This is a genomic window from Sulfitobacter sp. G21635-S1, from assembly GCF_027213915.1.
Lineage (GTDB): Bacteria > Pseudomonadota > Alphaproteobacteria > Rhodobacterales > Rhodobacteraceae > Sulfitobacter.
Map to the genome: position 1 here is coordinate 407,730 of NZ_JAPWGV010000001.1, position 11,739 is coordinate 419,468.

The window sequence follows — 11,739 nt, forward strand, 5'->3', positions numbered from 1 at the left end:
GCCTTCACGCGGCGCCGCCCTGCAGGCTTGATCGTGCGAGGGCGGCAATCAGGTCCGTCCGCGTGACAATCCCGACAATCCTGCCCCTGTCGAGGACCGGAACCGCATCGACGTCGCCATCCGCCATCATCGGCAGGAGCACCGCGACCGGGGTCGTCGGTATCGCCCGTGGCCCGGCGACGCTCATGATGTCCAGGGCACGAACCGGCTGCGCGCGGTCCCGGTCGAGCAGGCGCCGCAACGCGGCGAGGTAGCCGTGATTAAGTCGAAGCGCATCCTCCCGCGCGCGGGCAATCAAGTGCATCTGGAAGATCACGCCAAGATAGCGCTCCTCTGACCCTGTCACGGGAAGTGCCGTGAAACGATGACGCCGGAACAGGTCCGCAACCTCAGACAGCGGCGTGTCCGGGTCGATGGTCACGAGGTTGCGTGACATGATGTCGGTCGCAAGAAGCGGACCTGTCCGATGCGTGGCTGCCTGCATCTCGGCTGCGCCGATCAGCCGCGCGAGATCCTCGACGCCAAGGTTGAAGGACTGGCGATAGCGCCCCAGCAGGTCCGTCAGTTCGTCTTCGGAAAGCCCGATGCGATTCACCGGATCGGGATCTTCGGTGCCATGACGGCCTGGCTCTTCGAATTGGCGGAACGGATAGCGACGGCCGGTGAGACGGGCATAAAGCGCGGCCAGGACAACCAGCAAGACGGTGCCTGCCGCGACGGGGGCAAGTGCAAACCAGAAACCCAGACGCTCGACTGCTTCCGGGCTCATTGCGGCGGTCATGGCGACGGCGCCTGCTGGCGGATGCACCGCCCGACACAGGATGGTAACCGCGATTGCCAGCCCGACCGACAGCGCGATCCGGAGCACCGGATCCGTGATCAGGAGACAGACCGCCACGCCGACCAGCGCCGCAAGGGTGTTGCCCACTACCGCCGACCACGGCTGCGCCAGCGGGCTGTTTGGCACTGCAAAAAGCAGCACCGAGCTCGCGCCGAACGGGGCAATCAGGTAGAGGCCAAGCGTCAGGTCCACCGCGGGCGACAGCAGAAACAGACCCGTCACGCCAAGTCCGACCAGGGCCCCCACCCCGGCACGGATCGCCTCGACCATCGAAGTCCCGGCCACCGCCGGACCAAGAGCACGGAACAGGGATGTCATGAGAGCCGCCTTATCTGGTTTGCCTAAATTTTCAGCAAGATGTGAAAGACGCAAGCGCATCTGTCCAGAGGCCCTTTGCCGGGTCCGTTTCTGACGCGCTTTCCTGCAACAGCTGTGATGACGGGCGAGTTACCGGTCCAGCGCGTCGCGCAAACGGTAGTAGTGAATGCCGAGGCTGCCGTAAATCCGGTGCAGCGCATGCAGCGGCAGCGTGCGAATGGCCGGGCTTGGCGGAATGGGAAGTGACGTGCCCTGCGCCAGATGCGCCGCCATGGCTTTGCCAAGCGAAACCGACAGCGCGACGCCGCGACCATTGAAACCGGTCGCAGCCAGAAGCCCCGGCGCCGGCGCACAAAGCCGGATGCGGTGATCCGGGGTCATGCCGACCCGCCCGAACCAGCGGTGCGTGATCTCAAGGTCTGTGCCAAAAAGTGCTGCAATCTCTGCTTCGATCCGCGCGAATGCATCCGCGCGCTGCGGATCGGCAAAGCCGCCGCGCCCGCCCAGCATCAGGCGATTCTGCGGACCGATGCGGAAATAGGTGCCGACCCGGCGCGTCTCGGAGACCACCTCGCCGCCGGGCAGAATGCGCGCCAGTTGCGCGGCACTCAGCGGCGCGGTGGCGACCTGGAAGCTGTTTGCAGGCACCGTGGCCCGCGCGAGCCGTGGCTCAAGCGCGGCGGGCGTGTAGACATTGCTGGCAAGGATCACCTGATCTGCCGTGATCTGCGCGCCGCCGGGAAGCCGGGCCTGCCAGCCCGCGCCGCTCCGCATCAGGCCGGTTACCGCTGTCCGGGCAAAGACCCGCGCGCCCGCCGCTTCTGCAGCCTGCGCCAGCCCGCGTGCCAGCTTCAACGGATGGACCCGCCCGGCGCGCGGATCGCGCCAGCCGCCAAGGAACCCGCGCGCGCCGGTCACCTGTGCCATCGCTGCGGCGTCCAGCCAGTCAGCGGCCACGCCACGCGCCTGCCATTGCCGCATGCGCGCCTGCAAGGTGGACAGATGCACATGGCGGTTTCCGGCCTGAATCCAACCGCCCTGCACCGCGTCGCAATCAATTCCAAGCCGCGCCACCAGCGCAAAAAGCGTGTCCGCAGTGCCACCGGCAAAGGCTGTGGCCTCGGGCCCCCAGAGCCGGTCAAGCGTGTCGGGATCATCCTTCAGCCCCGGGATCACCTGCCCGCCGTTGCGCCCCGAAGCGCCGAAACCCGGCTCCTGCGCCTCAACCAGCACGACATCCGTTCCGGCCTCGGCCAGATGCAGCGCCGCCGACAACCCCTGAAAGCCACCGCCGATGACCAGGACATCGCAGCGCAGGCTGTCATCCAGTGACGCAAAGGTTGGGGCCGCGGGGGCGGTATCGGCCCAGATGGATTGGAATGCCATGTCAGGCTCCGTTCAGACGGGGTGGGTGACGCGGCGCAGAAAATCCTGCGTCCGCGGATGCGTTGGCTTCGACAGCACCGCCTCGGCGCTGCCATGTTCGGCGATGCGCCCCTGGTCAAGAAAGATCACGCCGTCGGCAACCTCGCGGGCGAACTGGATCTCATGGGTGACGATCAGCATGGTCATGCGCTCCTGCGCCAGATCGCGCAGAACCGACAGCACCTCGCCGACCATTTCAGGGTCAAGCGCCGAGGTCGGCTCGTCAAGCAGGATGGCGTCAGGGCGCATGGCCAGCGCACGCGCAATTGCGACGCGCTGCTGCTGCCCGCCGGACAGGGCGGAGGGATAGAAATCCATCTTTTCGGCCAATCCGACGCGGCGCAGATGCTCTTCGGCGCGGGCACGCACCTCGTCGCGGTTCTCGCCCAGCACATGGATTGGGCCTTCCATCACGTTCTGCAGCGCAGTCATGTGCGGGAACAGGTTGAAGCGCTGGAAAACCATGGCAACGCGCGTCCGGATCGCATGGATCGACGAGGCATGGGCGTTGACCGTCTCACCGTCGATGCTGATGCGCCCGGACTGGTAATCCTCTAGCCCGTTGACACAGCGCAACATCGTCGACTTGCCCGAGCCCGAAGCCCCGATCAGGCACATGACCTGTCCCTTGTCGACCTCGGCGTCGATGCCCTTGAGCACTTCGTGCTTGCCAAAGGATTTATGGACATTCTCGAAACGGATCATGTCGCGGCTCCCAGCTTGAGTTCGACACGGCGCATCAGGATGTTCAGCGGGATCGTCAGGCAGAGGTACAGTGCCGCAACCATGGTAAAGACGGTCATGTTGTCAAAGGTCGACGAGGCCAGCATCTTGCCCTGCATGGTCAGTTCGGCAACCGAGATCACGGAGACCTGGCTGCTGTCCTTGAGCAGCATCACCATGTTGTTACCATAGGGCGGCAGGGCGATGCGAAAGGCCTGCGGCAGCACGATGCGCCGCATCATCTTGCCGTGTTTCATGCCGATGGATTTCGCCGCTTCGACCTGCCCACGATCCACCGCCTCGATCCCGCCGCGAAAGGTTTCACCGATATAGCACGAATAGGTCAAAGCCAGGCCCACCACCCCGGCCTGAAAGGCGGTCAGGTCGAGCCCGAGTTCGGGCATGACGAAATAGATGTAGAAGAGCACCACGAGGATCGGGATGCCGCGCAGGAATTCGACGATGTAGCGCGCTGGCAGGCTCAGCCAGCGGGTGCCCGAGCTGCGCATCAGCGCCCAGACCAGCCCAAGCGCCGAGGCAAGAACAAGCGACAGCAGGGTCACGGCAACGGTCTGCCACAGTCCGGTGGTGAGCAACGGCAGATATTCCTGGATCCGCTCAAAAAGGGGGGACATGGACGTCTCCTGTCAGAAAGTCATGGGCCCGGCGCGATGACCGGGCCCGAAAGATATCGCAAAGGGCTCAGAGGCCGTATTTAGCGAAGATCTCGGCCAGCTCACCGCTCTTGTCCATCTCGGCGATCGACGCGTTCACCTTTTCCAGCAGCTCTGGATTTTCCTTCGACACGGCCAGCGCGACTTCGCCCGTGCCCATGGGGGTATAGCCTTCGACCAGTTTTACCCCGAGGTTCGGGTTCTGCGCGATCTGGTAGGCGATGATCGGCTTGTCGCCGAACCCTGCCTTGATCCGGCCAAGCTGCACGTCGCGCATGATATCGACGAGGCTGTCGTAAAGTTTCACCTCGCTGAAGATCCCCTTGGCCTGAAGCTGGTCTGCAAAGGTGGTGCCGATCTGCGCGCCAACGACTTCGCCCGCGAAATCGTCAAGCTGGTAGCTCCCCTCGTCGTCCGCTTTGACAAAGGCGACGTCGCCGTAGCTGTAAACCGGAGTCGAAAAATCCACGACTTCCTTGCGTTTGTCGGTGGCGAACATGCCCGCCGAAATGACGTCGATCTTACCGGTCTGAAGCGCGGGGATCAGCGCAGAGAACTGCGTGACCGCGAAATCCGGCGTCATCTGCAGGTCTTCGGCGATAGCGGCGGCCAGGTCGACCATGGCGCCGGTCGGTTGCTGGGTGGCGGTGTCAACGAAGGTGAAGGGCACGCCGGTTGTGGTGACACCTACGGTCAGGTCTTCAGCCTGGGACTGAGCAGCGCAGAGCGCGAGCGCCCCGGCAATGGCAAGCGAACGGAGTTTCATTGGCAATCTTCCCTGTGTCTTGCGTCACGCTTGACGCCGGAGCGGGGTGACGCGGTTTAAATCCGTTCTTCACGATAATGAAGAAATATACATATGCAACCAATATTGCTGAAAACCTTCACTTGAGTGAAAAAACTGTGTTTGAGTTCGGTTTTTAATCGTTTTTTCTTCAGGAAGCGGGTAAGCAGAAGGATACCGAAGGGCAAAATCGCCCGCTTCCGTTCACCAAGATGAAGAATCGCCGATGACCTCAGCCGAAAATGAAGCAAAGCTGCTTTCCGACCCGATGAGCGGGATGGACGACACCTCTCTGGGAGAGGCGGTGCGGCAGGCGCGCAAAGGGCGCGGGCTGTCGTTGCAGATCGTGGCCGAGGGGGTCGGCATTTCGACCGGCTTGCTGAGCCAGATCGAGCGCGGCATTTCTTCGCCCTCGATCCGCAACCTCAGGGCAATCTGCGAGGTGATCGGCATTCCCTTTCTGTCGCTTTTTGCCAACGCTGACAGCGCGGACCGCGAGACGGGGATCATCGTCCGCGAAGGGCGTCGGCGCACCGTCGACTTTGGCGACAAGGGCATGGTGAAGTCCTTTTTGACCGCGCATGACGACGGGGCCTTGCAGGTGATGGAGATTGTCCTCGACCCGGGCGGCAGCTCCGGGGAAGAATCCTATGCCCATGAAGGCGAGGAATGTGGCGTCGTGCTGTCCGGAAAGCTTGAGCTATGGGTCGAGGATGACCGGTTCGTGCTGGGGGAAGGCGATGCCTTCCACTTCGAAAGCCACCGTCCGCATCGCTTCCGCAATCTCGGCAATGAGCAGGGCCGCGTGCTCTGGGTGACAACGCCGCCCGTCTGGTAGGGTGCCTGCGCCCCGGCAAGGGTTTGAAGGCATGTACAGAAACTGAGGATCGGACCGCTTCATCCTGAAGCCGATCCACCAAATGGCGGAACTGCATCAGCAAAACATATCAGTTCGACAGGACCTTCAACTCGGTCGGGCTCCAGCTGACACTCACCTGATCGCGCTCGGAAAACACCACTTGAGTGTCGTTCGCCTTGACGTCGAGCACTCTGCCGCCTTGCAGACGGACCCGATACCGCACCGTTGATCCCAGATAGACGCTGCCGACAACCTCACCCCTCACCCCGGCAGCCTGCTCCGGTTTGCCGACGCTGATGCATTCGGGCCGGATCATGACCTCAAGGAAGTTGCCGTCCGAAGCGGTCGGTTCAACGATATCGAGATCAATACCGTCCTCGGCAGAGAGAACCATTGCCCCATTGCGCTTTTTTACGGTGCCCCGGAAAATATTGTTCGCACCGAAGAAATTCGCGATGAACTCGTTTACTGGCTTGGTATAAATTGCGCGTGGATCGCCAACCTGTTCGATCCTCCCCGATTTGAACACCGCGATCCTGTCGGAGAGCGACATCGCCTCTTCCTGATCATGGGTGACCATGATCGTGGTGATGCCGATGGTCTTTTGAAGTTCGCGCAATTCGAACTGGAGCTCTTCGCGCAAATTCTTGTCGAGCGCGCCCAGCGGTTCGTCGAGCAGAAGGATCGACGGCTGGAACACGATGGCGCGCGCAAGGGCGACGCGCTGTTGCTGCCCGCCTGAAAGCGCTGCGGGTTTTCGGGCGGCATAACCCGACAGCTTCACCCGATCGAGCGCGGTTTTCACCTGTTCGCGAATGACGCTCGCCGGCTCTCTGCGCACCCGAAGCGGAAACGCGACATTGTCGAACACGGTCATATGCGGGAAGAGTGCGTAGCTCTGAAAGACGATGCCGATATTCCGGTCCGCACTTGATACATGTGTGATATCCGAACCACCGATCAGGATACGCCCTTCGTCAGGCGTGCCGAGACCGGAGATCATGTTCAGCAATGTGGTCTTGCCGGAACCGCTCGGGCCCAGCAGTGTCAGAAATTCGCCCTCCGACACCGCAAGATTGATTTCGTCCAATGCGACAACGTCGCCATAGCGCTTTGTGATCGAGTTGATTTCAACGCGTGCCATCTCTTATTGCTCCTTGGTCCGCATGCGGGCTAGGCCCGGTTGTCCGCGGAAAGTCTTGCAGTGAATCGTGCCGTGACGAGCAGCAGCAGCATGCTGCCCGCGATCAGCAGGGAAGCCACCGCCGTGATTGTCGGGTCGATTTGTTGTTGAAGCTCGGTGAACATCTTTTTCGGTATCGTGACGTATGTTCCCGACACGAAGTAGGTCAGAATGACCTCATCGAAACTGATGACAAACGAGAATACCCAGGCAACGAACAGGGCCGGATAGATGTTCGGAATGACAATCGAACAGATGATCCTGGGCCATTTCGCTCCAAGTGATCGGGCGCTCTGCTCAATGCGGACGTCGAAGGCGCGGACCGCGCCGCTGACCACCGTGATCACAAAGGGAATCGCCACAAGTGCATGACCAATCACCAATCCGGCAAAGCTTCCCAGCATGCCGATCTTGGCGAGCGCGAAATAGAGCGCGATCGCAGTAATGATATGCGGGATGATCATTGGCGCCATGAAGTGCGCATCCAGAAACAACGTCCCCGGGAGGCGTCCTCTTACCAGGCCATAGGCCGCCAGTGAGCCCAATGCGACCGCGATGATGCTCGAAGCCAGGGCAAGCTGAAGTGACGTCAGCATGGCCTCGACCCAGATCGGACTGCTGATGAAATGTCGATACCATCGCAGCGACAGCCCCTGTGGCGGAAACTCCAGCGTACTCGATGCGGAAAAGGACATCGGTATGGTGATCAGTATGGGCGTGCAGAGGAAAATGAAGACCAACGCACCGCAAAGCGGCACGAAAATGCGTGTCTTGCCACCGGAACCGCTCATGTGTTGGCCTCCTTTTGCTGGGACGACGACATCCCAAGCAGCTTCTTGTAGAAAAAGTAGAGAAGGACGGTGATCAGCAGCAGCGTGCTCGACAGGGCGGCAGCGAGTTGCCACTCAGAAATCACATTGATGAAGCTGTCCAGTACGGTGGCCACCATCGGCACCCGGTTCCCGCCAAGGATCGCGGGGGTCACGAAGAAACCCAGCGTCAGGATGAAGACAAGCATTGAACCGGCCGCAAGAGCAGGCAGGGTCAACGGAAAGAAGATTTGCCAGAAAACCCGCAATTCGCTGGCACCCAGCGAACGCGCAGCGGCCAGCAGACGACCGTCCAGCCCGGACATGGCGGCGTAAAGCGGCAACACCACGATGGGAAGCAATACGTTGACCGTCCCGATGAGGATCCCGACTTCGTTATAGATCAGCGAGACCGGTGCATTGACGATGTTCAGCTCAAGCAGCGTGCGATTGATCAGCCCGTTGTTTCCCAGGATGACGATCCACGCGTAAGTGCGCGCGAGGATGCTGATCCAGAACGTCATGCCGACGGTGCCCAGAAAGAACATCCGCCACCGGGCCGATTGCATCGTGTAGATCCAATAGGCGAGGATATACCCAAACAGGCCGCACAGAACCGCGGTCGCGAAGGCGATCTTGAACGTGATGACAACAACGCGAAGATAGACCGGCGTCGCGAACAATTCGCGAAAGGCGCTTAACCGGTCCGCCGGATTGTCGACGCTCACCAAAAGCATGCGTAGAACCGGAAGGTCGAACGCGAAGACGACAAAGCACAGGAGCGGCAAAAGATACCCCCACCGCCCCGCTTGTTTCATGACGGAAGCCAATTCAAAGACCCAGCTTGAACTGTTGCCAGCGCTTTTCGGCTTCGGCTGCTACTTGCTGCCAGGCCTCGCGATTGGCTGTCCACTGGATCTCCGCATTGCCCGCTGTCGTCGGGAAATCGGCCAGCTTGTCCTGCGGAATGACGCCATCCAGCTGGGCGCTCGCCCCTGAGTACGGGATCATCTGCATCGCCACGGCCTCGTTCTCCGGGAGTGTTGTCTCGTGGAAGAACTTCATGGCAGCCGCCTGGCGCTCCGGCGGGGTTCCCTTTGGTACGCCCCACCACGACAGAACGAGATAGCCTTCGTTGAAAGTGTAATCGACGTTCGGTTTGCCGTAGACCCGGCCATTATAGGTCATCCCGTAGGTCACTTCCTTGTCGATGAGAAGCTGGGCGGATTGACCTGCGGAGGTCCACCAGACGGAAATTGCCGGTCTGATTTCCTTGAGCTTGTTGAAGGCCCGGTCAAGATCGAGCGGATAAAGCGCGTCCTTGGGAACCCCATCGGCAAGGAGTGCAATCGGCAGCACGATTGACGGGTCGTCGGGCAGGCTGCGCTTGCCGGGAAAATCGGCCAGGTTCCAGAAATCGGCCCAGGTCTCGGGCGCTTTTGCCTCGCTGTCCCAGGCCATCACTGCCGATGCATAGGACCAGCCGATCGCATAGTCGTCGCGCGCGCCCGGCAGGATCGGCGCGGGGTCGATTGCCTCCCAGTCGAGAGGCTCAAGCAGGCCTTCAACCTTGGCCTGCGCCAGCCAGCCGTCGGTCAGCAACATCATGTCCACGGTCGGATTGCCGGATTCGACCATGGCCTTGATCTTTCCAAGCGACGCAGGGTTCTCGCGGACAATCTTGATCCCGGTTTTGCGCTCGAACGGATCAATATAGGCAGCTTGAACCGCCTCGCCCGAGATCCCGCCCATCTCCATGAGCCTGATCTCCGTTACGTCCTGGGCACCCGCCATGGTGGCACTGGCAGAAATCAACGCTGACGCAACGCCGAACGCCTGCAGTCTGATGGCATCAAACATGTTCCTATCTCCTCTGGTCCAATTTTGGTTTCCGTTCATTTGCGAATGTTTCTCATCGTGGGTTCACAGCAGATCTGACGTCCGGGTCCTGTCCCCAGCGGCGCGCCGCAGTGGGCAAGGACCTCGGGATCAAGTGATTACTGGCGTGCCGGTTCTCGTCCTTACTGACAGGTCGGTTTCACCGCCCGCTCCAAGCGACAGGCGCCAGCTGTCGGCGGCGTCCTTGTCGTCAAATTCGTAGATTTCCAGGTGTTGATGCTCAGGCCGGAAGGCATTCTCCGGTGGCATCTGAACGTAGGCGCGATAGCCGAGGCAGCCATGTGGGCGCGCAGAGTCAAATGCGCCATCCTCAGGTGTAATGTCGGACTGAACCACCAGAAGCGCGGCACCCTCACCGGTGTTTCCTTCTGCATGCAACAGCCGATAATTGCCGCGGCGGCGCTCTTCCCCGAAAAGCTTGCGTATGCGCATCGTCCAGGGCGTTGCGTTCTCGACCATCTTTTGGAAACCGGCACCGGGCTCGATGGTTTCATCGACACATTCGAACATCGCCATGTAGCGCAGCGCATGTGACGGATCGAAAAAGCGACGGACGCTGAGAACACCATCGATTGCGGCGACTTCCGCAACATGTTCGCCCTCGTACCAATCATGCAGTTCTTCGTCATGCCGCGGATCCACATTCATCCAGACGACAATCAATCCGTCACCAGTTTTCATTCCATACTCCTCATCGTCAGACAGGCATCCAGACATTTCACTGCATGATGACCGTGCTGACGGGCCTTGAGCGTCAATGCGGAAAAACAGGGGCCTGAAATTTTCGAAGACACCAGTCTTTCCGGGCTTTTCCCTGCGAAATGCTCAGGTTCCGCAGCTTCATGCGCACCACTGTAAAACCACGGCTGAAGCGGTCAAATTCCTAAAAATTATGTATTTCATCATTCAATGTTATGACGCGGGCGGTGAACTTCCGGCCGAAAAGAGCGCGTGCATACATGAATTGCTGGATTGATTGTGCCACGCGGCACACCATGGCCAGCCATTCGAACCCCGGCGTGAAACCGAAGAGACGGCGAAATACATATCGCCGCCTCTTGTTCAGATCATCCGCTACCGTCGGAGATCGCCTTACAGGCCGAGCTTGAACTGCTGCCAGCGTTTTTCGGCTTCGGATGCGACTTTCTGCCATTCAGCACGGTCGGCAGTCCACTGCAGTTCAGCGTTGCCTGCGGTGGTCGGGAAATCCGCCCGCTTTTCTTCGGGCAGCAAGGCGTCAAGCTCGGTGCTGGCGCCGGAATAGGGCACCATCTCCATGAACACGGCCTCGTTTTCCGGCAGTGTCGTCTCGTGAAAAAACTTCATCGCGGCCAGTTTGCGCTCGGGCGAGACCCCCTTGGGAACACCCCACCAGGACAGTTCCAGATAGGCCTGATTGAAGGTGAAATCGACATTCGGCTTGCCATAGACCCGGCCGTTGTAGGTGATGCCGTAGGACACTTCCTTATCGATAAGCAACTGGGCCGACTGCCCAGCGGAGGTCCACCATACCGACACGGCCGGGCGGATCTCTTCAAGCTTCTTGAAGGCCCTATCAAGATCGAGCGGGTAGAGTTCATCCATCGCGACACCATCCGCGATCAATGCGATCGGAAGTACGATCGAAGGGTTGTCCGGGAGGCTTCGCTTGCCGGGGAAATCTGCGGCGTTCCAGAAATCCGCCCAGGTCTCGGGCGTCCTGGCATCCGTGTGCCAGGCCATCACCGCGGAAGCGTAGGACCAGCCAATCGCGTAATCGTCACGGGCGCCCGGCATGATCGGCGCGGGGTCGATGGCCTCCCAGTCGAGCGGTTCGAGAAGGCCCTCTTCCTTGGCCTGCGCCAGCCAGCCATCGGTCACCAGCACCATGTCCGCGGTCGGATTACCGGATTCCACCATGGCCTTGATCTTGCCAAGCGACGCCGGATTCTCACGAACGAGGTTGATATTTGTCTTCCGGACAAAAGGATCGACATAGGCAGCCTGCACCGCGTCACCGGCAATGCCGCCCATTTCCAGCAGCCGGATCTCGGTGACTTCCTCTGCACCCGCAGCGTTCGACGTCGCAAAAGCAAGCGCCGCTGCAAAACCGAGTTGACGCGTAATTCCTGAATAGGCCATTTGTATTCCCTCTTGGATCAGATTTTCATTATTTTCATTGAAGTCTTTCCAAGAACTCTATTGGCCGGTCCCGCCCGGTCAAATTTCCAGACAGAATGGCGCC

12 protein-coding genes are annotated in these 11,739 nt (G+C 60.4%); 1 reads left to right on the top strand and 11 read right to left on the bottom strand.

The window, feature by feature from the left end; all coding sequences use genetic code 11:
- Positions 1-4: 4 nt before the first annotated feature.
- The 5 genes from O4H53_RS01940 to O4H53_RS01960 form a co-directional block, all read right to left on the bottom strand.
- Entirely contained in the window at positions 5-1,159 is a 1,155-nt protein-coding gene (locus O4H53_RS01940; RefSeq protein ID WP_269360953.1) for an HPP family protein, read from the bottom strand.
- A gap of 129 nt (positions 1,160-1,288) precedes the next feature.
- Complete coding sequence (locus O4H53_RS01945; protein WP_269360955.1) at positions 1,289-2,545, bottom strand: NAD(P)/FAD-dependent oxidoreductase; 1,257 nt, start codon at positions 2,543-2,545, stop codon at positions 1,289-1,291.
- A 12-nt stretch (positions 2,546-2,557) separates the two neighbouring features.
- A complete protein-coding gene (locus tag O4H53_RS01950) occupies positions 2,558-3,289 on the bottom strand; it encodes an amino acid ABC transporter ATP-binding protein (protein ID WP_269360956.1) in 732 nt (243 codons plus the stop codon).
- A complete protein-coding gene (locus O4H53_RS01955; RefSeq protein WP_269360958.1) occupies positions 3,286-3,942 on the bottom strand; it encodes an amino acid ABC transporter permease in 657 nt (218 codons plus the stop codon). Before O4H53_RS01955 ends, O4H53_RS01950 begins: the two co-directional genes overlap by 4 nt.
- 67 nt (positions 3,943-4,009) lie before the next feature.
- Positions 4,010-4,747 (bottom strand): ABC transporter substrate-binding protein, encoded by a 738-nt coding sequence (locus O4H53_RS01960; RefSeq protein WP_269360960.1) that lies wholly within the window; start codon positions 4,745-4,747, stop codon positions 4,010-4,012.
- Positions 4,748-4,991: 244 nt separating this feature from the next.
- Here O4H53_RS01960 and O4H53_RS01965 point away from each other — a divergent pair, with 244 nt between their 5' ends.
- A complete protein-coding gene (locus O4H53_RS01965; RefSeq protein ID WP_269360962.1) occupies positions 4,992-5,603 on the top strand; it encodes a cupin domain-containing protein in 612 nt (203 codons plus the stop codon).
- Between the two features lie 109 nt (positions 5,604-5,712).
- Here the strand turns inward: O4H53_RS01965 and O4H53_RS01970 are convergent, their stop codons facing one another.
- The 6 genes from O4H53_RS01970 to O4H53_RS01995 all read right to left on the bottom strand — a co-directional run bounded on the left by O4H53_RS01970 (position 5,713) and on the right by O4H53_RS01995 (position 11,636).
- Positions 5,713-6,768, bottom strand: coding sequence for an ABC transporter ATP-binding protein (locus tag O4H53_RS01970; RefSeq protein WP_269360964.1), 1,056 nt, complete (start codon positions 6,766-6,768; stop codon positions 5,713-5,715).
- A 29-nt stretch (positions 6,769-6,797) separates the two neighbouring features.
- A complete protein-coding gene (locus tag O4H53_RS01975; RefSeq protein WP_269360965.1) occupies positions 6,798-7,598 on the bottom strand; it encodes an ABC transporter permease in 801 nt (266 codons plus the stop codon).
- Positions 7,595-8,434, bottom strand: coding sequence for an ABC transporter permease (locus O4H53_RS01980; RefSeq protein WP_269360967.1), 840 nt, complete (start codon positions 8,432-8,434; stop codon positions 7,595-7,597). The genes O4H53_RS01975 and O4H53_RS01980 overlap by 4 nt, the downstream gene beginning before the upstream one ends.
- Before the next feature lie 13 nt (positions 8,435-8,447).
- The gene (locus tag O4H53_RS01985; RefSeq protein ID WP_269360969.1) at positions 8,448-9,476 is read right to left on the bottom strand and encodes an ABC transporter substrate-binding protein; all 1,029 of its coding nucleotides are present in this window, start codon (positions 9,474-9,476) and stop codon (positions 8,448-8,450) included.
- 129 nt (positions 9,477-9,605) lie between these two features.
- Positions 9,606-10,196 (bottom strand): DUF4286 family protein, encoded by a 591-nt coding sequence (locus tag O4H53_RS01990; RefSeq protein WP_269360971.1) that lies wholly within the window; start codon positions 10,194-10,196, stop codon positions 9,606-9,608.
- A 411-nt stretch (positions 10,197-10,607) separates the two neighbouring features.
- Positions 10,608-11,636: an extracellular solute-binding protein gene (locus O4H53_RS01995; RefSeq protein ID WP_269360973.1), complete on the bottom strand. Its 1,029-nt coding sequence runs from the start codon at positions 11,634-11,636 to the stop codon at positions 10,608-10,610.
- Positions 11,637-11,739: the final 103 nt, after the last annotated feature.